Source organism: Arsukibacterium sp. MJ3, assembly GCF_000987765.1.
Classification (GTDB): Bacteria; Pseudomonadota; Gammaproteobacteria; order Enterobacterales; family Alteromonadaceae; genus Alishewanella.
Map to the genome: position 1 here is coordinate 25,485 of NZ_LAHP01000007.1, position 25,311 is coordinate 50,795.

Below are 25,311 nucleotides of genomic sequence, written 5' to 3' on the forward strand. Positions count from 1 at the left end.
ATTACATTCGTTTTAGTATAGATCCGCTGATAATGTTGTCATTAGCAAATTGCAAAACTTATCCAGAAAACCACACCGTTATCGAAAAAGCGTTAAATAAGCGATTAAAATGCTGCAGTGGTGTTGAGACTAATCACCTCACCGGTAAACGGATGACTAAAGCGAATAGAGCACGCGTGCAATAACAACCGCTCTGCGCTTTGGCTGGTATCAATGTTGCCATATAACGTATCGCCCAAAATAGCATGGCCAATGGCCTGTAAGTGCAACCGCAACTGATGCGAGCGGCCCGTAATGGGCGTTAGCAATAATCGGCTTTGCAAGGCGCGACTATCGCGGCTAAGAACCTGAAACTGGGTTAATGACGGCTTACCGGTCATTGCACAAATTTTATATAATGGCCGGTTAGCCTCATCGGCTACAATGGCTAAGTTTATTTCGCCTTTTGCCGGCCCGACCAAGCCCGTTACCACCGCCTGATACTGCTTAATAATAGTACGCGCCTGAAATTGCTTACTAAGCTCTGATAAGGCGCGTTTAGTCAGCGGCAGCAACACAATGCCCGAGGTGTCGTAATCCAGCCGGTGCACTACCGAGGCACTTGGCCACTCGCATTGTACTCTATTGATTAAACAATCTTGATTAGCCGGATGGCGGCCGGGCACCGTCAGTAGTTTGGCGGGTTTATTCACCACCACTAGCTGCTCATCCTGATACAACACAGTAAACGGCTCGTTGGTAGCCCTAAGCACAGCCAGTTCAGATAAATCAGTCATTATTAGGTCACACTCATTAATTTAATCCGTTATACCACGACAGGACAGCTGGTCATTATGCCTGATAAGCAGTTTTTCTGCAGCGCAAAATCGGCTATGCTGCACGGCGAACTTATACCAGATAACAGGTTATGGCTGAACCCTTTTACTACCACCCCCCTACTACTCCCTGGCTTGATATTTTATATCAGGACAAAGACCTTATTGTACTGAACAAACCCAGCGGCCTGCTCACTAACCCGGGACGCGGTCCGGCATTAGCCGACAGTTTGTTCAGCCGGGTAAAGGCAAGTTTTGACTTGGCGCAGCTGGTTCACCGGCTTGATTTAAGTACCTCTGGGGTAGTCGTAATTGCGCTTCGGCGTAAAGCAGAACGTGAGCTAAAACGCCAGTTCGCTGAGCGACTGGTTAAAAAACGCTATTTGGCGGTGGTCGCCGGGGCATTGGAATTACCCAGCGGTAGCATTGATTTTCCGCTGGCGGTCGATGCTGAACATGCACCACGCCAAAAAGTCTGTTACCAAACAGGCAAAGCGGCATTAACGCATTATCGGGTAATACAGCAATTTTCTGACTCAGCGCTGGTCGAGTTAAAGCCCGTAACCGGTCGCTCTCATCAGCTACGGGTGCATATGCTGGCACTGGGCCACCCTATTCTGGGCGATGCGTTTTACGCGCCGCCAGAAATATTAGCGGCCGCACCACGCTTACTATTGCATGCCGCCAGTTTAATATTGCAACACCCTTACTCTGGCAAAGAGCTTGAATTTACTGCAGATACTGACTTTGTTAATGCCAAGGGCCAGCTACACTGGCCTGGCAGTTAAGGCACAACGTCTCCTGTAAAGGAGACGTTGTTAACATCAGTTATTGTGGTTTAAAGATGCTGTTCAAACAGCTTGTAAATGCGCCGATATTCATCTAACCAACTGCTTGGCTGGCGAAAACCATGCGGTTCAACCGGGTAAATAGCCGTTTCAAAATCCTGTTTTTCCTGCTCAATCAAGCGCTGAACCAGCCGCACCACATCCTGAAAAAACACATTGTCATCTACCATTGGTGCATTAATTAGCAGCGGTTTATTCAAGCCCTGGCTAAAATAAATCGGCGAGCTACGCTCATAAGCAATAGGATCAATATCAGGCGTGTTTAAAATATTAGACGTATAAGGATGGTTATAATACGCCCAGTCACTAACAGGCCTTAATGCCGCACCGGCCTGAAATAACTCCGGCTGTTTAAACAGCGCCATAAACGTCATAAAGCCACCATATGAACCGCCATAAGTACCTATGCGCTTACGGTCAACATTAGCATTGGTGACCAGCCAATTTACACCATCAGCCAAGTCTTCAATTTCCGGGGTACCCATCTGGCGATAAATCGCGGTGCGCCAATCACGGCCATAACCTTTTGATGCCCGGTAATCCATATCCATTACGACATAACCTTGCTGTGCCAACAGGTTATGAAATAAAAACTCGCGAAAATAACCAGACCAGCCCAGATCACTGTTTTGCAAATAACCCGCACCATGGTTAAAAATAACCGCCCGGCGTGGCTCACCCTGCTGATAATCTTTTGGGTAATACACTTTACTGAATATCGGCTGCTTGCTATGACTAGATGGCACAGCAACAACTTTTGGTGCAAACAGCGGCAACTGTTTAAATTCAGCAGAAACGGTATCGGTTAGTTTAACCACTTCGGCTTGGCTCTGCGCCGCCATGACATATAACTCTTCTGGCATAACATTAGTGGAGTGGCGCAACAATAATTGCTGTTCATTCGGGGCCAGTTCAAAATCTGTCATACCGCCTAACCGGGTCAGTTGTTCGGTTTGGCTGTTGCCAACGCTAAACCGGTGTACATCATAGACTCCCGGATGAGAGACATTAGCTTTAAAATATAAATAACCATCATCAGCCGTTAATACCGGGTTGCTTACCTCAAACGTGCCATTAGTAACTTTAGTGGCTTTACGACGGGTTAATGCCTTAGTGTATAAATGCGAATAACCACTTTCTTCAGACAAAAAATAGAGCGTCTCGCTGTTATTAAACCAACCAAAGTCATTAAAGGCATAGTTTATCCAAGCTTTATCGTGCAAGCGATGCTGTGGTACCAAGGTTTTTTTATCAACATTAATGGTGGCTATCCAACGGTCTTTGTTGTCAAAAGCTTTTAGCATTATCGCCACCTGCTGACCGTTATTGTGCCAGCGCATGGCGCTTTGGCTCCAATACCAATCGGTCATCAGGCCAATATCCCGGATCACCTTTGCAGTTTGATACTTTTCACCTTTCGCTTTGGCATTTTCTGCCTTTACATCGGCCAGTACGTCTTCATTGTAACCAGGCAGACTGGTGTAACTTAACGGATACTGCGTACCATCGGTTAATGACACCAGAATTAAGCGCTGTGGCTCGGGTTTAAAGTCATTAACCCGCCGTCTAACTGGCTCGGCGGCAATATCACCACTGGCGGTAATATAGTTAGGCATTATATCTTTTTCATTGCGAGGCTGGTTCTTACGAATAGCCACCAGCAGGTAATCTGCTTTAGGCGATAAACTTGCGTCAACAATTTGCTGATCTTTGCCAAAATACGCTGCTACTGGCGCCAAAGAAGGATTGGCAGCAAGCATGGCTTCGTTAGCTTCATGTTGCTCGGTTTTATCACGTTGCGTTTTCGCTACATAACCAATTAGTTTTAGCTGCTCCTGCGCCAGGTAACCGCTGGGTGCTGCCGGCGCTTTCGGTTTGTCGGCTGTTTTAAGGCTAATTAGCTCACTGCTTAACCCAGTGGTTAAATCAACACTGTAATAAGTCCACTCCTGGCGATACACCAAACGGTTATCCAGTAAAAACTGCGGGGCACTGTGAATGGCATTACTGCGGGTAATTTGCTGCACTTGTTGCTGGCCTTGGCTATCAAGCCGGCGTAAAAATATATTACCTTCAAACACATAGGCTTGCATTTTTCGGTCAGCACTATATTGCATATTGCTACTGCCCATTTGATGCAACTGCGACAAGGGTACGGTGGTGCCATTGTCAGTAGCATGTAGTGGCAGATGAAACCAGTCTCGCAGCTCACTGCCCGCTCGCTTTTGCTGATAATAAACCTGTTTGCTGTCCGCCCCCCAAAAAGCGTTTTCTGGTGCACGCCCCAACCAATCAGGGTCGGCCATTATTTGCTCAAGGCTAAACGTAATAGTGGCATCAGCCTGATAAGGCGAACTGACACTTAACGGGGCAGTGCTAAAGGTTTGTGCTTCTGTTTTGCTATAGCCTAGGTGACTGGTCAGCAAAAACCCGGCGCAAACAGCGCCAAATACTATGTAATTGCGTGTTTTCATTGTTTACGTCTTGTGCTTAGTTAATATCGTCTCTGTTATACAAAGCCTTGCCTATTAACGCAACAGGATACGGTTGAATAGCCGGGATTTACGGCAGAATTTACTTTTCCCGGCTGAGAACACTTAAAAAAGTCAGCAATTTTGTTGCTCGATTTATGATCATAATCGCTTTATTAACGTGTCAGCAGTCGGTGTACGATCCAGATTTTATTAAATAATAGAATGAAAACTGAAAAATAATACCAGTCCTTTCTATTTTATGATTTATATAGCAGTAAACCAGGCCTTGGTTAGTTGCGTAATAGATAGTCAAGATATAGTTAACTATTTAAGCCGGGATTAAACAAATATGTTGGAAACTACCGCGCTAACAGGGCATCATGATGCTTCAAACAGACAGAAGCGAATAACGCAACGGATGACCATAACTACTGACAACGAAATACGAACTGGCCAATGGGAAGACGCTCTTACGCTGGTGGCATTAAATGAAGATAAATTGGCTTATGCTGAATTATTTAAATATTTTGCACCTCGGCTTAAAGCCTTCGGTATGAAAATGTTCGGCAATGAACAACAAGCGATGGAAATGGTGCAAGACGCCATGCTTAACGTTTGGCGTAAAGCTCGCTTATTTGACGCTAGCCGTGGTTGTGCATCAACCTGGATTTTCACTATAGCCAGAAACGTTCGTTTTGACATGCTACGCAAGAAACAAAGCCGTAAAGACGACATCAGCGCAGACGACTTATGGTTTGACGGTGATTATCCGGAACAAGAAAGCAATAGTAGTGAACATTGGGATACTATCCTGATGAGTGAAAAATTAGCGCCGCACTTTGATGCATTACCACCAGCACAACGTATGGTAATGCAGAAAGTGTATTTGGAAGAAAAATCACATCAGGAAGTTTCTGATGAATTGGCTATACCACTGGGTACGGTAAAATCACGTATTAGATTGGCACTGGACAGATTGAGAGAGGCATTTGATGACACACGCAGTTAAATTTCATCCCGGCTTAATGTTGCTGGAACAATATGTTGAAGGTTCGTTGTCTGCCGATGTCGCCCTTGCGGTGTCAGCACACATCGACTTATGCCCACATTGCCAGCAATTAAGCCATGACATTACCATTGACCAAGCAGCCTCTTTAGGCGAGCAGAATGTTAGCGCACATGACGAGCAGCAAGATTGGCAACAAATGGTCGATTTTATTACCAGCCAACCTGGTCTTTCAGCCGCTAGCGTGCAGCGCAGCAATGCCTTGCCACAGGTTGCCAGTGTCACCGTTAATGGCAGAACATTTGAAATACCACGCGCCTTATCCCGCTTGGCAGAGAAACATAATAAGTGGTTACAACTCGGTGGTATTGCTACTGCTAAGTTGCCCACTGGTGAAAAACAACATGTTTCATTGCTATATATTGATAAAGGGACTGAGGTACCAAACCACACTCACCTGGGTTTGGAAATGACATTAGTACTGGCTGGTAAAATAGTTGATGAAAATGGCGAATACGGTGTTGGCGATTTATTGATTAACTCGCCAGATGACACCCACACTCCGAGGACGCTGGCTGACGAAGACTGTTTATGTTTATCCGTTTTAAGTGCGCCGCTGAAGTTTAATAAAGGCTTAACCCGTTTATTAAACCCGCTGCAGCAGTTCTTTTATTAACGTGCTGTAGTTTGCAAAGAATAGCTTGGTGGAGCAAGCTTTAGCGCCGTTTTACGGCGCTTTTTTTAGCTGCTATTTTGCACGCTAAGCTAGCATAGCCATACCACCGCTTAAATTGTAAACGCTATTAAAACCAAAGCGGCGCAGTACTTTACAGGCCAATAAGCTGCGGTTGCCACTGCGACATACCAGCATTAAAGGCCGCGTCGGATCTAACTGCTGGTTTATTAGCGCATCACAGAATTTAGATAACGGTAACTCCAGTACTTTTATTGTTGCAGGTAAATAACCGGCAAGCGGCCCCGCGGTTTGCTCGTGAGGCTCACGCACATCAACCACTTGCAGCGCTGGTTGCTGCACTAATAACGCCGTTATTTCCGCTTTATCAATCAACCGACTGGCATCCGTCGGCGCAACCTCTACCAAACCACAATAGTAATGACTGGCTTGCTGTAATGCTGCAGTTTGCGCATTCAATTCCCGCTGCCATTGTGCTACCGGTTCAGCGGCTAGCAGCTTAGCAAATAATTGGCTTTCCTGTTGCGCCAACCCGAGGGTAGTGGCAAAACGCTGGCCATAATCGTGGCTTGATAATAACAAGGTATCGGCAGTGATCTGCTGTGCCAGCTGCAATATACTTTGCTGTAATTGGCTGGCAGAGCCATCGGCTAAATCTGTACGGCCGATACCACCTGGCAAAATAAGATCACCTACAAATACCGCCAAAACCTGCTGCTGACGCTGCAGCAGAATACTTATAGCGTTGCTGCAATGGCCTGGGGTGCTTAGCCGGGTAAGCTGATAGCGGCCTAATGTTAGCTGCTCAGTCGCTAGCGGCCAACCAAAGCTGTCACAATTGACTGGCTCAAAATGTAGTGCCTGGCGTAGTAATTTACTGGCACTGTGCTCAGTTATATGTTGATGAGTATCTATTAGCGCCAGCAAGGTTAACTGCCGGCCCTGAATAATATTAACAATGCGGTTTAATAAAGCCGGTACCGGATCAATAACAATAGCTTTAGCACTATCTGCATCAATTAATAAATAACTGCAACTGTCTTCATGCTTTAGCTGCAATAAGCCACTGGCATGAATTTCCAACGTTGGGGTGGCATCAGTTACCACTAAACAATGCCTATTCACCACGGCTTTTAAGGTGCTGATAGCGTTGCAAGCCAAGCTGCACTCAGCGGGCGTCATTGCCGGGCCAAAAGATAAGCGAATAGCGCCCTGAGAGCGCCACGGCGCTAAACCCATCGCATCTAACACAAAACTGCTCGGCACTTTTGAGCTGCAGGCAGAACCTGAACTTATCCGAATACCGGCAGCATCAAATAAATCCATAATGTCTTTACTGTAAAAACCAGGTACGGAAAAGTTAAGCGTCGTTGCTACAATAAACGGCTTATCGCTATTGAGTACTAACTCAGGAAAGACATATCGCAGTGCCGCCAATAATTCAGCCCGATACTGCCATAACATTGCCTCAGCTTGAAACACGTCGCCATCAGTGCGCTGTAATTCAGTTAATACCGCACCTAAAGCAGCAATTCCGGGCAAGTTTTCAGTACCAGAGCGTAACCCACCTTCCTGGCCCCCGCCGGTAATAAACGGCTGATAAGGTGCTGTTGGTCGCACATACAAGAAACCAATGCCCTTTGGCGCATAGAGTTTATGGCCACTAAAGGGGGCGTAATCAATTGTGGTCTCCGCTAAACTTAGCGCCATTTTGCCCAGCGCCTGCACACAATCTACCAACCAGTAAACCGTTGGATTAGCCTGCCGAATACAGCTTTCAAGTTCTGCCAGCGGCTGAGTAATACCGGTTTCATTATTGGCAATCATGGTACAAATAAGCCCTGCGGCCGGGGCATGCTGGTGAATAAAAGCTAAATTAAGCTGGCCATTTTCATCAACCGGTATAGCCACTACGGTGGCATTTAACTGCAGAACACTATTCCAGTGTTTAAGGCTTTCCGGCACCGCTTTATGCTCAGTAGCACCATACAATAATAAGGTTGCCGGCCCGCCACGATGTTGTTCCCGTAGTGCCAGCATTGCTGACACCACTGAGCTTTGAATGCCCTCAGTGGCACCAGAGGTAAACAAAATACGGCCTTTCCCGGCACCGATAAGCTGACGGGCCAGGCTACGGGCTTGCTCCAGCGTGGCTTTGGCTTTTATACCGGTAGCGTGGCTGCTACTGGGGTTACCGAATTGTTGTTGCATACACTGCATTGCTGCAGCCGCCGCAACCGGTAATACCGGGGTAGTGGCATTATTGTCTAAGTAAACTTCAGCAGTTCGGGTTCGGGGTATGGAATGTGTCGCTGTCATCCTCAGGGCCTTTTATGCAGCGCAAAACTGCTTATAGCGAAAAGAAATATCTTATAACAACACATCATAAAGGGCGCCTACCCAAACAACAAGCACCGCTGACTGAAACTGCAATCAATCGTTATAAAAAAGGCTGCATTGTGCAGCCCCAGGGGTTATTCAATCAGATCTTTTGGAATGTCGGGCCGCAGCTCTGCCCAAATCATGCCACTTTCTTTACCGTACTTTCGCACCGCCATTACCACTTCATCGTGTTTACCGGCCTGGGCATAATTTTTTAACTGCTGATAGTACTGCCGGGCAAGCTCACGGGCAGCCGGATGCGAAAAATAAAAACGGGCAATTTTGTTATACAAACCACGGAAGCCATTTAAAATTAATACATAAATTCGATTTGACGAATGCAAGGCCAGCTCATGGTTTAAATTATAATCAAACTCAGCAAACGCTTCGGCAGTATCAGCAAGACTTTCGGCCCCGGTGAAAATATCCACTACCTGCTGCTGATGGGTTTTTATGGCACCGCGAATATAAATGGCACTAATATTCGTTCTGGCTGACAACAGTTCGTCAACCAAGTCTGGCATATGCTCTTCATCAAGCCGTGCCAGCGTTTCTAATATATTTAAACCCGACGTTTCCCAAAAATTATTCACTTTGGTTGGTTTACCGTGCTGAATGGTTAACCAGCCATCCCGGGCTAAACGCTGCAGTACTTCGCGCAAGGTGGTTCGGGTTACACCAATCAGTTCAGACAGCTCACGCTCTGCCGGTAAAATAGATCCGGGGGCGAACTTACCGTTCCAGATCGAATCAACAATATATTCTTCAGCAAAACCGGCAGGGCTTTGCGCTTTTATCAGATTGGTCATACCAAAGAGTCCATCAGGGTCATTATATAAGTGGACTGATTGTACCAGAGCACTGACAGTTAACAAGCCAGCGACTAAAAATAGCCAAAGGGTCAGCACACAGCAATTGTGTAATAGGTGCAAATCACTTAAATTAGCCCATTGGTTGATAGTAAGAACAATAGGAAAAATGAATGCTGGCTACAATAAAAAAAATATCGCGCCATCGCCTGTCCTGGTTACTGTTACTGCTCAGTGCCCTCGCCATTGAGGCCGGTGCGTTATATTTTCAATATGGATTAAACCTGCAACCTTGTATTAAATGTATCTATATTAGGGTAGCTTTTGCCGGCATTATTGTTGCTGCATTACTTGGCTTACTGGCACCTAAACTTGGGGTGCTGCGGCTATTGGCTATTATATTTTGGCTTAGCAGTGCGGCGTTTGGTATTTATCAGGCAAATGAACTGGTGAATATTGAACAAATTCTGGCAGCGGGTGGCTTTAGCAGCTGTGCACTATTTGCTGAGTTTCCTGCCTGGTTAGCCCTGGATAAATGGTGGCCAAGCGTGTTTGAAGTAACGGGCAGTTGTGGCGCGGTCGATTGGCAGTTTTTAGGCTTAAGCATGGCGTACTGGACCTGGCTAATTTTATGGGCATATGCCATTTCGGCGGCAGTCGTATTACTGGGGCAATTAGGCCGAATTTCAAATAATCCCTACCGCTAAACGCCACTTGCCGCTTTGAACATGCCCGTTAGCAAACCAGCCCGCATTTAGCGTGCTGGCTTGCTGCAAGGTAACGCTATACCTTGTAACTGCTCACTAACTCACTCAACTCTACTGCCAAATTATTAAGCCGTTTTGACGTTTCACTTGCAGTAAGGGTGCCGGCAGCCGTTTCTTCGGTAACCACTACTATTTGGTGAATATTTTCATTGATGGCGCCCGAAACATGGGTTTGCTGTTCAGCGGCGGTAGCAATTTGTGCATTCATATTATTAATCGTTATTACCGCATTGCTAATGCTATTTAAGGCCAACTCTACCTGATGAATTTCAGCAACACTGCTGGTACTGCTTTGTTTTAGGTTTTCAATCAGGTTAATTGCCGCACTAATGCCTGCCTGCAAGCGCTGAATCATCTGTTGAATTTCCTGAGTACTTTTTTGAGTCCGACTTGCCAATGTCCGAACTTCATCAGCAACTACTGCAAAACCCCGACCCGCCTCACCTGCTCTGGCGGCCTCAATTGCCGCATTTAATGCCAATAAATTAGTTTGATCGGCGATACTACGGATTACATCCAGCACACCACCAATATTATCAGACTCATGACTAAGCTCACCGATCACTTCTACCCCATGGCTAACTTGCTTTGCCAAACCATCAATAACAATAACCGTTTTGTTTAACGTATCTTTGGAGTTGGTAACTAACTCCTCAGCACCCGCTGCTGCCGTAGAAGCCTTCATGGCGCTGTCTGCGACTTCTTGTGCTGAAGCCGCCATTTCATTCATAGCAGTTGCGACTTGATCGCTTTCAGATTGTTGCCGGGTAACACCCTGTGCAGACTTCGCCAATATGGCGTTTAATTCACCCGCGCTCATATTAAGCGTAGTACTGGAACTAGCCACTCGTGCTACTAAATCTCGCACCTGTTGCGCAAATTGATTAAATGCCTGAGCAAGCTTCGATAACTCATCATTACCGTACACCTCCAGACGATGGGTTAAATCACCGCCCCCCTTAGCAATATTGGTCATGGCCGTTACGGCGTTATTTAATGGTGTAATAATGCTATTGACCACCAACATCGCTAACAACGTAATAGCAACCAGCGCAATTAAAGCGGTAATAACCGATCGAATCAAACTGGCACTAAGTGAGTTATCAACCCGTTGTTGCATTATGCCCACCTGAGTATCTAAGCTGTCAATCCAAAAGCCGGTCCCTAACATTAATCCCCATGTCGTCAACTCTTCAGCATAGCCCAGTTTAGGGGCAGTTTCACCAGTTTCAGGATTATTCCAGTGGTAATATAAATAGCCACTGCCATCGCGCGCAGCCTGCCATAAGCCGCGAATAACTTCGACCCCATTGGGATCTGTCAAGCCCATTAAGTTGCGCCCCTCCAGCGAGGCATTAGCCGCGTGCATAATATTGATACCTTGCTTATCATAAACAAAGAAATAGCCCATGCTGCCGCTATCATCAAACCGGAGTTGGCGTAAAATCGCTATCGCTTGTTGACGAATGGCCGGATCACTTGCTGCTGCCGGATCTTGATACAAATGCGCAATAGCTGTGCGGCCAAGCTGTAAATAATTTTTGATTACCTGCTGCTGATTTTCTTTAAAAATTTCTTCAAAATGACGCACCCCTTGCTGGCCCAGATCTCGGGCCTGATAAAGACTAAACGTAACCAGCAAGATAGCTAACAAGGTGCTTGGTAACAGCGCCAGTAATAAAATTCGGCGGCGAATGGTTAGGTTTTGCATCAGGCACTCTCTTTTAATTTAGCGGCAAGGAGTAAAGTATAAATAATATTGGCAAACGGCTGAAAAACCGTGAATTTTTGAAATACTTTGTTTAACCAGAGTAAAGTATCAATATAAAATAGAGTAAAAAGCCCTGCAATTGCAAGGCTTAATAGGGTTAAACTAACGTTTGGCGATTAAACGATAGCCAATAACTCAACATCAAATACCAAAGTACTAAAAGGCGCAATCGCGTTGCCTGCACCGCGCTCGCCGTAGGCCAGGTTCTGCGGTACAAATAAGCGCAGCTTTGCACCAACAGCCATTATCTGTAATGCTTCAGTCCAGCCAGCAATTACACCTGATACCGGAAATTCAGCTGGCTCGCCGCGCTGATAAGAGCTGTCAAATACCGTACCGTCAATTAACGTACCATGGTAATGCGTACGAACAGTTGAAGCAGACGTTGGCTTCTCGCCTTCAGCAGCTACCAGTACTTCATATTGCAAACCAGAAGCGGTAACCGTAACTTCAGCGCGCTTGGCATTTTCAGTTAAAAACATTTCGCCAGCTTCAGCCAGTGCTGTGGCTTTTTCTTGCTCAGCTCCCTGCATCCGCTCGCTAATTACCCCAAAAGCCGCCCGAATTTGTTCTTCACTGACGTCGTGCTCAAGCTCATTGTAGGCAGCCGCTAAACCGGCAGCTACTGCAGTAATATCTAAACCATCAAACGGGTTATCGGCTAATTGCTGGCCCATCTGTAAACCAATACCATAGCTGGCGTGTTGTTCAAGCGTTGTATATTTATCAGACATAAATTCCACTTTTTGCTGGGCTGCCGACAAAATAAGTTTGTTAGGCAGCAATTAAATTCGGCCAACATACTAACCCATTACCGGCTAAATGTCTCGCCACTCAAGCAGCGATTGCCTGCACTTGCTGCCACAATTGCTTTACATGCAACTGATCATGGCTATCTAATTCACCGGCGGTAATAGCATGCTGCAAACTTTTTTCAACCCAATTACACAGTTGGGTTTTATCAAAAGGCTCCGCTATTACCTCCAGGTTGCCAACGGCTAAATCAAAGTGACCGCGTAAATAACCAGCAGCAAATAATTGATCATCTGACGCCTCAGGGATCAAGCCATCAAAGTAATCCGCAACAGCATCAATATAATGTTCAGGAGCAGCAGTTGTTATCATTTTATTCCTCGTCTTCGTACCCTAAGCGGTAAATAACATAGTCGTTGTAACCGGTTAACACGTTAAGTAAGCCATGTAAGGCCTTATCCAATGCCGCATCGCCGGTATCCGCCAGCAAGGGCCGGCCGTTAAGTTGTTGTAATTTTGTTTTGGTTGCCAGCAGCATAATATTATGACAGCCAATCGCGGTAATTACCGCTGGCGATAACTGCTGATTGCCGCGACCAAACACATGGCCCTGGCCGCCGATTAAGGTTATAACCAGCTTACTGGGGTAACCGCTAACCAGTTCAAGTAACTGTGCGGCGGTAACATCACTGGCGAGCAGCTGGCCGTTCTCTACCACATCGACACCCAGTAGGGTATTAGTTAGGCCTAATTCGGCCATCACAGCGGCCACGGTGCTACCAGAGCCCATAACATAGCGCACGTTATCTTCCAGCTGACTAACCACATAAGCCGCTAAATCATCCAGTACCAGCTCTTCCGATTCTTTACCCGCGGCTTTAACACTTTGCACGTACCTCAGTTCGGCCGGGATACGCATCTCGCCATAACGTTTAGCTTTTACTACGCCTTCCCGAAAGGCAATTTCGTCAATATCCATTACAGCAGCGTCTTGAAGCGTCACCAGCTCGCCGTTAATTAAACGCTGCACCAGTTTTCCGGCAGCCTGCGGTGAAATAGCATAAACACCAGAGTGAATTTTACAACCGGCGGGAATACCCAGCACTGTAGTGCGCTCGCCAAGCGCCGCACAAAGATTACGCGCCGTACCATCACCACCAGCAAACAACAGTATATCTACCCCCTGTCCGGCTATTGCCTGTGCCGCTTGCTCAGTATCGTTTGCGGTGGTTGGGAACGTAGCCGGGGTATAACAAACCTGATAATTAAGCCCTAACGTTTCACATACATCAGCACCCATTTCGCCGGCAACCGTAAGCACGTTAAACTGATTTTTTTGAGCCAATAACTCAGCTAGTGCGGCGGCTGCGCGCGGCTGTGCCATTGGCACAGCACCTAATGCCAGGGCTTGCGCTGTCATGCCATCACTGCCTTTTAACGCCACACTTCCGCCCAGCCCGGCTACCGGGTTAATAATAAGCCCTACCCGAAATTGATTAATCATAAGACCCTGTACCATAAAACCTATGCTGTCCGTTAACACCATAACCAATGGCGCATATTGTAACGATTAACCCGGCTGTTGCCCAGTATACTGGCCGTTACAAAAGGCCAATACCCCATTTTAATCAGCCAGTCAGCCTGGCAGCTGAGTAAACTTGCGACACTGGTCTGACTGGTTTAGAGTAAGTATCATTGTCCGGTTGTTAACAACGTTGTTGGCTAACGCCAATGAAAATAAGGTAAATACATGTCTCTCGTTAAGCAGCAGTTTCAGCAACTACAACAGGCTTATGCTAGCTGCCCCTACCCCAGCTATCAGCAACGCCAGCAGCAACTTAGCGCATTGCGCCAGGCAGTAACCGCCCATAGCAGCGCATTGTGCCAGGCGGTTAGCCGCGATTTTGGCTATCGCAGTATCGATGAAACCCGTTTGCTGGAAATTATGCCATCACTTAGCGGTATTGATTACCAGCTAAAACAATTAAAAGGCTGGCTAAAACCGGAAAAACGGCATGTGCACTATAGTTTTATGCCCGCCAGCAACCGGGTTATCATGCAGCCGCTGGGGGTAGTGGGCATTATTGTGCCATGGAATTACCCGATTTTTTTGGCGCTCGGACCATTAATGGCCGCAATTGCAGCAGGCAATAAAGCCATGCTGAAATTATCAGAATTTACGCCTGCCACTAATGAAGTATTGGTTAGCCTGTGCCAGCAAGCGTTGGCAACAGAGGTTGTCATTATACAGGGTGATGCTGATATTGCCGCCGAATTTGCCAGCTTGCCCTTTAACCATTTACTGTTTACCGGCTCTACTGCAGTGGGCCGTAAAGTTATGCAGGCGGCGGCAGACAATTTAACTCCGGTAACGCTGGAACTAGGCGGTAAAAGCCCGGTGTTAATTGCGCCTGATGCCAACATTAGTGATATGGCGAAAAGAATTTTATTTGGCAAAACCGCCAATGCCGGTCAAACCTGTGTTGCTCCTGATTATGTATTGGTGCCGGCGGCGCAACTGGAGCCACTTATTAATGCGCTATGTCAGGGTTTTCAGCAGTTTTATCCTGATTTTGCCAGCAACCCCGATTACAGCGCCATTATTAACCCGGCACAATATCAGCGAATAATGACCATGCTACAGCACGCTAGTAGTAACGGTGCCAGGGTAATTAGTTGTGATGGCAAAGCCGCCACGGCGAATAGCGAGCGACGGTTGGCGCTGCAGCTAATTGTCGGCGCCAGCGAAAATAGCCAACTGCTACAACAGGAAATATTTGGCCCGCTATTACCCTTAATTCCTTATGATAATCTTAATGATGCTTTACACTATATTCAGCAGCGACCGCGACCGTTAGCGCTATATTTAATGAGTGATGACAACGCTACCCAGCAGCACGTGCTACAACAAAGCCATGCCGGCGGAGTGTGTATTAACGATACGCTGGTACACGTGGCACAACATGACTTACCTTTTGGCGGTATTGGCCCATCCGGGCTTGGCAATTACCATGGTAAAGAAGGTTTTTTGCGTTTCTCTCATCAAAAAGCGGTGCATCAGAAGGGCCGTTTTAACAGCGGCCAGTTTATTTACCCGCCGTTTAAACGCACATTATTTAAAGCCTTGCTTAAGTGGTTAACACGTTAAATAAAGCACGTTTCTTGTTAGCATCGGCGTAGAATCGGTCTGCCTACGCCAACACGCCGTGAATACATCCCTGTAGGCTCGTTTCCGCCCGTCCAGGGCTTCAACGGTCGGCTTAGGGCATACCGATCCTCGCTGTAATAGCACTCAGTTAGCCATATTCGCTATTTTTTTCGGTAAGGTTAATATTAACAAGCATGCTAACAGCGCAAAACCGGCAGCAAATAAAAAAGTGTTAACTGCCCCGCTGCCATTTTGCCAGCTTAAACCGGCTAAGTACGCGCCAATGGCACCACCGCCACCAAAAATAAGCCCGGCATAAATTGCCTGGCCCCGGCCACGTTGGGCCCTGGGGAAAACCTGCTGAATAAATTGCATGGCACAGCTATGGGCAATAGCAAAACTGCCAGCATGAAACAGCATACTAAACGCCAACCACCAAGGCGAATGTGCCAATAATGCCACCATGACCCAGCGCACGACGGTAAGGCCATAACAAATACCCAGTAATAGCCGATAACTACGGTTACGCATTAAGCGCCCGGCATAATAAAATGCCACAATTTCAGCCGCTACCGCCAGGCTTATTAGCAGCCCGGTCTCGCTGCCAGAGTAACCTAAATCACGGCTATACAAGGTGAAAAACACATAAAAAGGCGCAAAGCTAATTTGCATTAGCAAAGCCGCCCCCATAAAAATCCAGAGTATTTTATGCTGAAATAGCTGCGTGTAAGACAAGGTTTTACTGCTGCTATCCATGGACGATGTAATAGGCGGCAGGTTAAACAAACAAAAAACCAGTAACAACAAAAAGGCTAACGCGGTAACAGGCATAAATTCACTACCATACTGCTGATAGGCCCAGCCACCCGACATAACCAACACAATGTAACCGACACTGCCCGCAGAACGAATACGGCTGTATTGATCAGTATCATTATTTAAAAATAAAAAAGTTGACACTTCCAACTGCGGTAAAATAGCGGTCCAGAAAAAGCTAAATAATGACAACGTCGCTAATAACCACCAAAAACCGTAGTCAAAAAAACTGCCCAGCCAGCCGACACAGGCTAACATTGCACCTAGTTGCATTACTCGCAGCGGTTTGCTGCTGCGTTCAGCAAAGCCAGTCCAGATAGCAGGACCGACAATACGGGTGGCAGTAACAATAGCCAACAGCACCCCAATTTGCTGCGAATTAAAACCGCGACCATCCAGAAATAGCGCCAAATAGGGCACAAAAATGCCCAGCACCCCAAAATAAGTAAAATACGCCAGCGCTAACGCTGGCTTGGCGGTAAGTAGTGCCATAACATCCTGACAAGCTGTTACTGATTAGCGTAAATTAATTACCCGGCTCGCGGCTTGCTCTGGCAATATCAGGCGTAATTACTGTAACCCCATTATTTTGAGCACGGTGTCGCAGCACATGATCCATTAATACAATCGCTAACATTGCCTCGGCAATGGGCACCGCCCGAATACCTACGCAGGGGTCGTGGCGGCCCTTAGTGACAATATCTACCACTTCACCCTCAACATTAATACTTTTGCCGGCAATGCTGATACTTGAAGTAGGTTTTAAGGCAATACTCACCTGAATATCCTGGCCAGATGAAATACCACCCAGCGTGCCACCGGCATGATTTGAGCTAAAACCGGTTGGTGTTAACGCGTCGCGTCCCGTCGAGCCACGTTGCTCTACTACGGCAAAACCATCACCGATTTCAACTGCTTTTACCGCATTAATGCTCATCATGGCGTGCGCAATATCGGCATCCAAACGGTCAAACACCGGCTCACCTAGGCCAACCGGTACCTGGCTTGCCACCACATTAATCCGTGCACCCACAGAGTCACCGTCTTTTTTTAGTTGGCGCATGTACTGATCCAACTCGGAAATTTTATCCGGATCAGGGCAAAAAAACGGATTATTAGCCACTTCATCCCACTGCAATTGTTCGGCTTTTATTGGCCCAAGCTGGGCCAGATAGGCCCTAATTTCAATACCAAAGTGCTGTTTTAAATACTTTTTAGCAATTGCGCCGGCGGCCACTCTTACTGCCGTTTCGCGGGCCGATGAGCGGCCACCGCCGCGATAATCCCGAATGCCAAACTTATGCCAGTAGGTGTAGTCAGCATGGCCTGGCCGAAAAATGTCTTTTATTTCAGAGTAATCTTTAGAGCGTTGATCAGTATTTTCAATTAATAAACCAATGCTGGCGCCAGTGGTAATGTCTTCAAACACGCCTGATAAAATTTTAACCTGGTCCTCTTCCCGCCGGGCCGTGGTGTAGCGAGAAGTACCCGGTTTACGGCGATCTAAATCCAGTTGCAAATCGTCAGCGGTTAAGCTCATGCCTGGTGGACAGCCGTCGATAATACCGCCAATAGCCGGGCCATGGCTTTCACCAAAAGTGGTCACTTTAAATAATTGACCAATGCTGTTACCGGCCATTTAGCTCTCCTCAAACAAATGTTGGTAGGCAATAAGCTGTGTTTTACTTAAAGCAAACACGCCATGGCCACCTGCCGTAAAGGTTAACCAGTTAAATTGGACGTCTGGATATCTATTCTGCAATTCAACCATACTATTACCAACTTCACAAACTAAAATACCATGCTCTGTAAGATGTGCAGCCGCACTTGCCAGAATACGCCTGGTTAGTTGTAAACCATCTGCACCCGAGGCCAGGCCTAACTCTGGTTCGTGCCGGTACTCTTCTGGTAAGTCGGCCATATCATCGGCGTCAACATAAGGCGGGTTAGTCACAATAAGATCGTACTGCAGGCCAGTCAGAGCATCATATCCGTCAGACATAATCGGGGTTACTCGGTCTAGCAAGCCATGCTCGTTAATATTAATATCAGTCACCGCCAGCGCATCCAGGCTAATATCTACCGCATCAATTTGCGCCTCAGGAAAAGCATAAGCGCAGGCAATAGCAATACAACCCGAACCGGTACATAAATCTAAAATTCGCGAAGGTGCTGCGGGCAGCTTAAAACGGCTGAACTTTTCGTTAATTAACTCAGCAATCGGTGAACGTGGCACTAATACCCGCTGATCAACATAAAAAGGTAATTGGCAAAAATAGGCTTGATGGGTCAGGTATGCGGCGGGCATACGCAACTCAATGCGTTGCACTAATAAATCGATATAAGCCCGACGCTCTGATCTGGTTAGCCTGACATTCAGCAGTTTGTCATCAGTCAGCGGCGGTAGAAACAGAGTATGACATAACAATACCGCCGCTTCGTCCCAAGGATTATCAGTACCATGGCCAAGATAAATATTGGCGTCATTAAAGCGGCTTACCGCAAAACGCAGCCAATCATGCACGCTTACCAAATCGTTCAGCGCTTCATCAATAGTAGATTCATTAAACATGGGGTTTAAATTAGCCATAACAGTATTCGCTCTTTGTAAAAAATGGGCAGATTGTATAGACTTGCGCGATGCAACGAAAGACGTTTTCTAGCCAACCCAACGTAACGACCGACGATAGCGAGCTTTTTCGCCAGTCGGTTGCCGGCGCACGCCCGCTATTGCAAGACAAGATAACGCCTGTTAGTAAACGCAGCAAGAAAAAAGCCCCGCCGGCACTTAATCTGCCAAAAAATGACCAGGACTTATTCTATTTTTCAGATGGCTATGAAGGTTTTATCAGCGACACCGTGTCTCTGTCATATGTGCAACCGGGTGACGATCCGCGCCTGGCAAGCCGTTTAAAACGGGCAGAATTTCAACCACAGGTGGTGCTAGACTTACATGGTTTAACCCAATTACAGGCAAAAGCAGAATTAGCAGGCTTGCTGGCTTACTGTCAGCAACAACAAGTTAATTGTGCCTGCGTGGTGCATGGCAAAGGATTAGGAATTTTGGCGCGAAAAGTACCGAATTGGTTAATCCAGCATCCGAATGTTCGGGCTTTTCACACGGCGCCCAAAAGTTGGGGCAAACATGGCGCCTTATTGCTACTGCTAAAGGTAAACCATCTTGAAGAGGAAATGCGACGTTAGCCACAGTGCGGTATTACTGTGGCAACTTACTCTGGCAAGCACGTTAATGCGACAACAGCGCTAATTCGTGTGGCGACACCTTTTCTAGCAAGCGCCCGCCGTGGGCAGGCCTATAGTCTATGCAACACACGCCGGCCGTATTAAAAACCGGCGCCAAGCCAGGCTGAGTAAACGTTTCAACCAAAAAACTTACCAGGGGCATATGAGACACCAGTAAAATCTTAGCCGCGGGCTGTTCATTAAGCTTTATATCAACAACATCCCGGATATGGCTGGCATTGCCCTCCGGCACCAGATAGCTTAGGGTTTCCAGCTGACACAACGGGCCTTGTTTGCTATACATTAGCTCGGCAGTTTGTAACGTGCGCTGGTAAGGACTGGTCAATACCCAGCTGAAGCGGCTGCTAATGCGTTGCAACCAATTAGCCATCAGCAATGTGTCTTGCTTGCCTCTGGCCGTAAGTTGACGCTGACTATCCGGATTTTTCATGGGCTCTGCTTCACCATGACGCATAATGACAATGTTAACCATTTATAGTGATACCGTACTACTGAGTCAGTGTGTTTATGTTTGCTATTATTAAAAAGCATACGCTGAGCAAAAATTGTGCGCTATGATAAATAAAGTCTAACGCTAACGTAACTGCTATTAACGCATAACGCATAGCATCTTTATTACTAATTGCTATGAAAGAACGGCTATCTTGCAGTACTACATTGCCTAAATAGGATGATTCTTGGAAAAAGTTCATATAAAGCAAAGTCCAAATGATAACAGAGCCTATCAGCATCTGACACTCGTCAATGGTCTTAAAGTGTTGCTGGTACAAGATAGCCATGCCGAAAAAAGTGCAGCGGCGTTAACGGTTAATGTTGGTCACTTTGACGATCCGGCTGATTATCAGGGCATGGCGCACTTTTTAGAGCATATGTTATTCCTTGGCTCGGCGGGTTTTCCAAAAGCGGGTGAATATCAGCAATTTATGAGTCAGTACGGCGGCAGTCATAATGCCTGGACCGGCACCGAGCATAGCCACTTTTATTTCGATATCGACACACCAAAATTGCAACACGCGCTTGCACGCTTTGCCGATATGTTCAGTCAGCCATTATTTGACGCAGCCTATGTTGAAAAAGAACGCCACGCTATTGAGGCAGAATACTCACTAAAATTAAAAGATGACAGCAGACGCATTTATCAGGTGCATAAAGAAACCATTAACCCGGCACACCCTTTCGCGAAGTTTTCTGTTGGCAACCTGAATACCCTGAATGACAAACCAGGCCAAACGTTGCGCGATGGCTTACTGCAATTTTTTCACGCGCAGTATAGCGCCAGCAGAATGACCCTGTGCCTAGTCTCTGCTGATACCTTGCCTGACATGAGGCAGTGGGTACAACAGTACTTTGCTAATTTACCGGCTAAGCTGCTGCCTAAACCGCCGTTAGCCGTGCCACTGTATTTGCCGGAACATCAGGCGATAACACTTAACATTAAACCGCATAAAGACTCAGATAAACTGGTTGTCAGTTTTGCCCTGCCAGATATTCAGCCGTGGTATCCATATAAAATAGTCAGCTTTCTAGCCTCGTTACTGGGTGATGAGAGCAGTGGCTCTTTACTCGATTACCTGAAAAATGCCGGTTTAATTAATCAAATAAGCGCCGGTGGCGGTATTGATGGTAGTAATTACAAAGACTTCACCATTTCTTTTGAATTAACCCACGCTGGCAAAACCCAAACCGCAATTATTTTAAGTGCGTTGTATAGTGCCCTGGCCAGATTAAAACAACAGCCACTACCAAAAAATTTATTTATTGAACGCCAAAAATTACTGCATTGGTCATTTATTTATCAGGAACCTGCTGACGCATTACAAACAGCCAGTCAGTTGTCCGTTAATTTGCAACATTACCCGGTACACGACATTATTTTTGGTGATTACCGGATGGAACTGCCAAACGAAGCGCTTTATCAGCAATTACTCAGCTGGTTTCGCCCCGACAATATGCGACTGATACTAATATCGCCCGATGTACCCGTTAGCCACGAGGCAAAGTGGTACGGCACCCCTTACTCTGTCAGCCAGATCAGCCAAGAACAACAACAGCAATTACGCAATACCGGCCCCATTGCCGACATTATTTTAGCCACCACTAACCCCTATTTAACTGAACAACTTGAATTGCTGGACAAAACAGCGCATATGGCCAAACCAGAGCAGTGTTTTAACAGCAACAGCTTAAGTATTTGGTACAAAGCAGATACTGAGTTTGGTACACCAAAAGGCCATGTGTTTTTACAACTTAGCTTGCCACAATCTATCGCTAACGATTGTCAGTTAGCGGCAAGTCGTCTCTGGCTTGAGCTGTTTCAGGATAAGATTAACCAGCAATTTTATGCCGCGACCAACGCTGGCCTTAGTTATAATTTGCATGTACAAAAACAAGGTATCAGTATTCATACCTCTGGGCTGGCGGCTAACCAAATTCAGCTGCTGCAAGATATTTTGCAGCAAGTTAGCCAGGTTAACTTTAGTGAGCGGCGTTTTAACGAAATTAAACAGCAACTTTGCCGGCACTGGGGCAACAGCAATAAAAGTAAACCGGTTGCCCGGTTATTCAGTCAATTGTCTGCTCTATTGCAACCACTTAATCCAGAGATTGAAGTGTTAATTGCACAGCTGGAGCAATTAAGTTTTCAGCAATTTTGTGACTTTTCCAGTAGCTTACTAGATAAGGTTTATACCGAAGCGCTAATGATTGGCAACTGGCCGGCAACCCGGGTTGATGAGCTGCGAATAATGTTAGAGAACTGGCAAGGCCAACTTGCCAGCACTGGCAATAAAATTAAGCCTAAAACCAACAATATTAACGGTATTGGGCCAGTATGGCTGCAAACCAACACCGACAGTAGTGATCACGCGCTGGTTATTTATTTAGCCGCAAAGCAGGCTTCAGCCGAGCAAATGGCCTTGTTTATGCTGGCCAATCATCTGATGTCACCGCACTATTTTCATCAATTACGAACTGAACAACAAATGGGTTATTTAGTCGGCACGGGGTATGTACCCATTAATACCTTACCCGGTATTGCCTTTTATATTCAATCGCCTAATTATGATTGCCCGGCGCTATATCAGGCCACGGTAACTTTTTTCCAGGCATTTTTAGCGCAAATTGAGCAAATGGAACCACTCGAGTTTAGCGAGCTGAAACAAAGCTTAACGTCACAACTGACCGAGCGCGATAGCAGCCTGGGAGCACGGGCGAAACGTCTTTGGTTAGCCCTGGGCCAGGATGATACCCAGTTTGATTTAACCCAGCGTATTGTCGAGGCGCTACTTGGCTTAGATAAACAGCATTTTACCGGGTTGCTTAAAAAATTGCTGGCTAATGATTACGACACGTTGCTGCTGGCATCTGGCCCTAACACTGAGAATAATCATATTAAATCGCTAAGCAACCAACAGTTAAAGCAAATAATAGCAGTAACTTAAATTGATTTTGACACTCCCCCTAAACTTAGTTAACGTAGCCAGAATAATAATAAATATGTTGTAATTTGTGCCAAAACGACACCGCTATTACTTTACGTTGGCCTGTTTACTGTTAACTACGCCACCTTTTGCGCTTGCTGCCGTTAGTTGGGAAACTAATTGGGACAGTGTGCACCCTTATCTATTTTCAGTTGTGCTACTGTTCGCTTGTGCTGCTTTATTATTGTCGTATGCCAGTATTTTAAAAATGCGTCGCTACCATCAGCGCCTGGCAAAAAGCGAGGAGCGGCTGCGCTTATCGTTATGGGGCAGCGGTGACGAATTATGGGATTGGCGGATCGAAACGGGCGAATTGTACCGCTCAAGCTCTTGGTTAACACCGGTTGAACTTAAACCTGAAACACATGACTTCCCCCCCAATAAACAACAAATTCATCCGCAGGATTTAGGCAGGGTAGTCACCTTACTAAACGAACATTTAAACGGTAACAACGCTTTTTTTGAAGCAACGTACCGGCTGCAAACTGCCAAAGGCATGTATATTTGGGTGCTGGATCGGGGGAAAATAGTCGCCTACACCACTGATGGCAGCCCCAGCCGGATGACCGGCACCCTGAAAAACATACATCAATTTAAAGAAGCTGAGGGCAGAATGCTGTTATTTGCCCGCTGTCTTGAGAATATCTCTGATGGCGTGCTGGTATGCGATACCCAATTTACTATTATTGAAGTGAACCCGGCGTTTAGCGGCATTACCGGTAAAACACGGGCCAATGTCATTAACAGCCGGTTTGAACTGTCAATGTATCCCAGCCGCTATATGCAGGACATTCAGCTGCAACTAGCCAAACACGGCCGCTGGAGTGGTGAAATCCAAGAGCAAATGGATAATGGTACCCTTTATCAGGCTGAACTGGCGTTTGATGTTATTAACGATGACGAAGGCAATCCGCAACAGTACGTCGGTGTGTTATCTGATATTACTGAGCGCAAAATCAGAGAAGCAGAGCTAAAGCGACTGGCCAATAATGATACGTTAACCGGCTTACCTAACCGGGCCGTCTTTATGACCAAACTGGCACAACTGGTAAAACCCCAGACAAAACACGCCTTACTGGTATTCGATTTAGATAACTTTAAAAAAATTAATGACTCACTAGGTCATGAGCTCGGCGATACGCTACTGTGCAAATTGGCGCAGCGGCTGCATACCGATGCTCGCTATCAACAAAAGCTGTATCGGCTAGGCGGTGATGAATTTGCCGTATTATTAAACGATACCAACGATATTCATACTATTAGCTTAATGGCCAAAGGGCTGTTAGAGCAAATTAACCAACCCTTTATTATCAATCAGCATGAATTAGCGATTACCAGCAGTATCGGTATTGTTTTATATCCCGATGATGGCAGCGACCCTCAAGCTTTGCTTCGAAATGCTGATACGGCCATGTATCATGCCAAAAATAACGGTGCCAACCGGTATTTGTTTTTTAATGACAGCATGAATAAACAAGCGGTAAAGCGCTTACAAATAGAAAACTTAATTCGCTATGGTTTAAAAGAAGATTACTTTACTGTTTTCTATCAGCCTAAAATGGATATCCTGACCGGCAACGTGGTGGGTATGGAAGCACTGGTGCGCTTCATTACCCCTAAGGGCGGTTTAGTCAGCCCGGCGAGCTTTATTCCGGTTGCTGAAGAAACCGGACAAATTGTCGATATTGGCGCGGTAGTACTGCGTAAAGCCTGTGCCGATGTAAAAAAATGGCTGGCATTGGGGTTATTTCAGGGCCGCGTAGCGGTAAACCTTTCTGCTAAGCAATTTATGTTACCTAATTTATGTCAGCAAATTGACGATATACTCGAGCAATGTGAACTGCCTTCTTACCATCTGGAGCTTGAGATCACTGAAGGCACGGTAATGCAATCACCGACGTTGGCCATTGATACCATGAAAAAGCTGCGCGCACGTGGTATCCATTTGGCCATGGACGACTTTGGAACAGGTTACTCATCTTTAGCTTACTTAAAGCAATTTCCACTTAATACCCTGAAAATTGATAAAGCATTTATTGATGATATGGATAATGCTCGCGGCCGCAATATGGTTGATACCATTGTGACCATAGCGCATAACTTAAGTTTAAATGTGGTAGCAGAAGGGGTTGAAACCAAGGATCAGCTGGATATGCTAAGAAAATTACGCTGTGAAACCATTCAGGGGTATTATTACAGCAAGCCGTTATCTGCCAAAGATTTTGCCGCTTTTTTATTCGCTCAAAAACAACCGCCACGGTTAAGTGTTATTCCGGGTTAACACT

The 25,311-nt window shown here is 46.3% G+C and carries 20 protein-coding genes; 8 read left to right on the forward strand and 12 right to left on the reverse strand.

Features of this window, described 5'->3' with window-relative positions; genetic code table 11:
• Window positions 1-104: 104 nt before the first annotated feature.
• Window positions 105-776: an RluA family pseudouridine synthase gene (locus VT06_RS06950; protein ID WP_046553569.1), complete on the reverse strand. Its 672-nt coding sequence runs from the start codon at window positions 774-776 to the stop codon at window positions 105-107.
• A 131-nt stretch (window positions 777-907) separates the two neighbouring features.
• Between VT06_RS06950 and VT06_RS06955 the strand changes: the two genes are divergently transcribed.
• Complete coding sequence (locus tag VT06_RS06955) at window positions 908-1,603, forward strand: RluA family pseudouridine synthase (protein WP_046553570.1); 696 nt, start codon at window positions 908-910, stop codon at window positions 1,601-1,603.
• Window positions 1,604-1,653: 50 nt separating this feature from the next.
• On the opposite strand, the gene VT06_RS06960 is transcribed toward VT06_RS06955, so the two are convergent.
• Window positions 1,654-4,137 (reverse strand): prolyl oligopeptidase family serine peptidase, encoded by a 2,484-nt coding sequence (locus VT06_RS06960; RefSeq protein ID WP_082122466.1) that lies wholly within the window; start codon window positions 4,135-4,137, stop codon window positions 1,654-1,656.
• A 349-nt stretch (window positions 4,138-4,486) separates the two neighbouring features.
• Between VT06_RS06960 and VT06_RS06965 the strand changes: the two genes are divergently transcribed.
• Both VT06_RS06965 and VT06_RS06970 read left to right on the forward strand, forming a co-directional pair.
• Complete coding sequence (locus VT06_RS06965; protein ID WP_200897929.1) at window positions 4,487-5,146, forward strand: sigma-70 family RNA polymerase sigma factor; 660 nt, start codon at window positions 4,487-4,489, stop codon at window positions 5,144-5,146.
• Complete coding sequence (locus VT06_RS06970; protein WP_046553572.1) at window positions 5,130-5,819, forward strand: ChrR family anti-sigma-E factor; 690 nt, start codon at window positions 5,130-5,132, stop codon at window positions 5,817-5,819. Before VT06_RS06965 ends, VT06_RS06970 begins: the two co-directional genes overlap by 17 nt.
• A gap of 84 nt (window positions 5,820-5,903) precedes the next feature.
• On the opposite strand, the gene VT06_RS06975 is transcribed toward VT06_RS06970, so the two are convergent.
• Together VT06_RS06975 and fadR are read right to left on the reverse strand one after the other, a co-directional pair.
• Window positions 5,904-8,156, reverse strand: a complete 2,253-nt coding sequence (locus tag VT06_RS06975) for an aminotransferase class V-fold PLP-dependent enzyme (RefSeq protein WP_046553573.1) — start codon at window positions 8,154-8,156, stop codon at window positions 5,904-5,906.
• 155 nt (window positions 8,157-8,311) lie between these two features.
• A complete protein-coding gene (gene fadR / locus VT06_RS06980) occupies window positions 8,312-9,028 on the reverse strand; it encodes a fatty acid metabolism transcriptional regulator FadR (RefSeq protein ID WP_046553574.1) in 717 nt (238 codons plus the stop codon).
• A 173-nt stretch (window positions 9,029-9,201) separates the two neighbouring features.
• Here fadR and dsbB point away from each other — a divergent pair, with 173 nt between their 5' ends.
• Entirely contained in the window at window positions 9,202-9,735 is a 534-nt protein-coding gene (dsbB, locus tag VT06_RS06985; RefSeq protein ID WP_046553575.1) for a disulfide bond formation protein DsbB, read from the forward strand.
• 76 nt (window positions 9,736-9,811) lie between these two features.
• On the opposite strand, the gene VT06_RS06990 is transcribed toward dsbB, so the two are convergent.
• The 4 genes from VT06_RS06990 to VT06_RS07005 all read right to left on the reverse strand — a co-directional run bounded on the left by VT06_RS06990 (window position 9,812) and on the right by VT06_RS07005 (window position 13,823).
• Window positions 9,812-11,506, reverse strand: a complete 1,695-nt coding sequence (locus VT06_RS06990; RefSeq protein WP_046553576.1) for a methyl-accepting chemotaxis protein — start codon at window positions 11,504-11,506, stop codon at window positions 9,812-9,814.
• Window positions 11,507-11,682: 176 nt separating this feature from the next.
• Window positions 11,683-12,300 carry an FKBP-type peptidyl-prolyl cis-trans isomerase gene (locus tag VT06_RS06995; RefSeq protein ID WP_046553684.1) on the reverse strand — a complete coding sequence of 206 codons (618 nt, stop codon included), beginning with the start codon at window positions 12,298-12,300 and terminating at the stop codon, window positions 11,683-11,685.
• A 100-nt stretch (window positions 12,301-12,400) separates the two neighbouring features.
• Entirely contained in the window at window positions 12,401-12,691 is a 291-nt protein-coding gene (locus tag VT06_RS07000; RefSeq protein ID WP_046553577.1) for a YfcL family protein, read from the reverse strand.
• 1 nt (window position 12,692) lies between these two features.
• Complete coding sequence (locus VT06_RS07005) at window positions 12,693-13,823, reverse strand: ATP-NAD kinase family protein (protein WP_046553685.1); 1,131 nt, start codon at window positions 13,821-13,823, stop codon at window positions 12,693-12,695.
• 246 nt (window positions 13,824-14,069) lie between these two features.
• Here VT06_RS07005 and VT06_RS07010 point away from each other — a divergent pair, with 246 nt between their 5' ends.
• Window positions 14,070-15,467 carry a coniferyl aldehyde dehydrogenase gene (locus VT06_RS07010; RefSeq protein WP_046553578.1) on the forward strand — a complete coding sequence of 466 codons (1,398 nt, stop codon included), beginning with the start codon at window positions 14,070-14,072 and terminating at the stop codon, window positions 15,465-15,467.
• 144 nt (window positions 15,468-15,611) lie between these two features.
• Here VT06_RS07010 and VT06_RS07015 read toward each other — a convergent pair whose 3' ends face one another.
• From VT06_RS07015 to prmB, 3 genes are read right to left on the reverse strand one after another with little or no spacing between them, the layout of a single operon-like run.
• On the reverse strand, window positions 15,612-16,775 hold the full coding sequence (locus VT06_RS07015; RefSeq protein ID WP_046553579.1) for an MFS transporter: 1,164 nt from the start codon (window positions 16,773-16,775) through the stop codon (window positions 15,612-15,614).
• A gap of 34 nt (window positions 16,776-16,809) precedes the next feature.
• Complete coding sequence (aroC, locus tag VT06_RS18430; protein WP_046553580.1) at window positions 16,810-17,922, reverse strand: chorismate synthase; 1,113 nt, start codon at window positions 17,920-17,922, stop codon at window positions 16,810-16,812.
• Complete coding sequence (gene prmB, locus VT06_RS18435) at window positions 17,923-18,873, reverse strand: 50S ribosomal protein L3 N(5)-glutamine methyltransferase (protein ID WP_046553581.1); 951 nt, start codon at window positions 18,871-18,873, stop codon at window positions 17,923-17,925.
• Between the two features lie 50 nt (window positions 18,874-18,923).
• Here prmB and smrB point away from each other — a divergent pair, with 50 nt between their 5' ends.
• Window positions 18,924-19,487: an endonuclease SmrB gene (gene smrB / locus VT06_RS07030; protein ID WP_046553582.1), complete on the forward strand. Its 564-nt coding sequence runs from the start codon at window positions 18,924-18,926 to the stop codon at window positions 19,485-19,487.
• Between the two features lie 43 nt (window positions 19,488-19,530).
• Here the strand turns inward: smrB and sixA are convergent, their stop codons facing one another.
• Window positions 19,531-20,019, reverse strand: coding sequence for a phosphohistidine phosphatase SixA (gene sixA, locus VT06_RS07035; protein WP_046553583.1), 489 nt, complete (start codon window positions 20,017-20,019; stop codon window positions 19,531-19,533).
• 205 nt (window positions 20,020-20,224) lie between these two features.
• Here sixA and VT06_RS07045 point away from each other — a divergent pair, with 205 nt between their 5' ends.
• Both VT06_RS07045 and VT06_RS07050 read left to right on the forward strand, forming a co-directional pair.
• Complete coding sequence (locus VT06_RS07045) at window positions 20,225-22,987, forward strand: insulinase family protein (RefSeq protein ID WP_046553585.1); 2,763 nt, start codon at window positions 20,225-20,227, stop codon at window positions 22,985-22,987.
• Window positions 22,988-23,054: 67 nt separating this feature from the next.
• Window positions 23,055-25,307 carry an EAL domain-containing protein gene (locus VT06_RS07050; protein ID WP_200897931.1) on the forward strand — a complete coding sequence of 751 codons (2,253 nt, stop codon included), beginning with the start codon at window positions 23,055-23,057 and terminating at the stop codon, window positions 25,305-25,307.
• Window positions 25,308-25,311 lie beyond the last annotated feature (4 nt).

What these genes read in the sequence shown, in the direction of transcription:
- VT06_RS06950 (WP_046553569.1), bottom strand. Translation starts at nt 776, where the DNA reads ATGACTGATTTATCTGAACTGGCTGTGCTTAGGGCTACCAACGAGCCG.
- VT06_RS06955 (WP_046553570.1), top strand. Translation starts at nt 908, where the DNA reads ATGGCTGAACCCTTTTACTACCACCCCCCTACTACTCCCTGGCTTGAT.
- VT06_RS06960 (WP_082122466.1), bottom strand. Translation starts at nt 4,137, where the DNA reads ATGAAAACACGCAATTACATAGTATTTGGCGCTGTTTGCGCCGGGTTT.
- VT06_RS06965 (WP_200897929.1), top strand. Translation starts at nt 4,487, where the DNA reads ATGTTGGAAACTACCGCGCTAACAGGGCATCATGATGCTTCAAACAGA.
- VT06_RS06970 (WP_046553572.1), top strand. Translation starts at nt 5,130, where the DNA reads ATGACACACGCAGTTAAATTTCATCCCGGCTTAATGTTGCTGGAACAA.
- VT06_RS06975 (WP_046553573.1), bottom strand. Translation starts at nt 8,156, where the DNA reads ATGACAGCGACACATTCCATACCCCGAACCCGAACTGCTGAAGTTTAC.
- fadR (WP_046553574.1), bottom strand. Translation starts at nt 9,028, where the DNA reads ATGACCAATCTGATAAAAGCGCAAAGCCCTGCCGGTTTTGCTGAAGAA.
- dsbB (WP_046553575.1), top strand. Translation starts at nt 9,202, where the DNA reads ATGCTGGCTACAATAAAAAAAATATCGCGCCATCGCCTGTCCTGGTTA.
- VT06_RS06990 (WP_046553576.1), bottom strand. Translation starts at nt 11,506, where the DNA reads ATGCAAAACCTAACCATTCGCCGCCGAATTTTATTACTGGCGCTGTTA.
- VT06_RS06995 (WP_046553684.1), bottom strand. Translation starts at nt 12,300, where the DNA reads ATGTCTGATAAATATACAACGCTTGAACAACACGCCAGCTATGGTATT.
- VT06_RS07000 (WP_046553577.1), bottom strand. Translation starts at nt 12,691, where the DNA reads ATGATAACAACTGCTGCTCCTGAACATTATATTGATGCTGTTGCGGAT.
- VT06_RS07005 (WP_046553685.1), bottom strand. Translation starts at nt 13,823, where the DNA reads ATGATTAATCAATTTCGGGTAGGGCTTATTATTAACCCGGTAGCCGGG.
- VT06_RS07010 (WP_046553578.1), top strand. Translation starts at nt 14,070, where the DNA reads ATGTCTCTCGTTAAGCAGCAGTTTCAGCAACTACAACAGGCTTATGCT.
- VT06_RS07015 (WP_046553579.1), bottom strand. Translation starts at nt 16,775, where the DNA reads ATGGCACTACTTACCGCCAAGCCAGCGTTAGCGCTGGCGTATTTTACT.
- aroC (WP_046553580.1), bottom strand. Translation starts at nt 17,922, where the DNA reads ATGGCCGGTAACAGCATTGGTCAATTATTTAAAGTGACCACTTTTGGT.
- prmB (WP_046553581.1), bottom strand. Translation starts at nt 18,873, where the DNA reads ATGGCTAATTTAAACCCCATGTTTAATGAATCTACTATTGATGAAGCG.
- smrB (WP_046553582.1), top strand. Translation starts at nt 18,924, where the DNA reads ATGCAACGAAAGACGTTTTCTAGCCAACCCAACGTAACGACCGACGAT.
- sixA (WP_046553583.1), bottom strand. Translation starts at nt 20,019, where the DNA reads ATGGTTAACATTGTCATTATGCGTCATGGTGAAGCAGAGCCCATGAAA.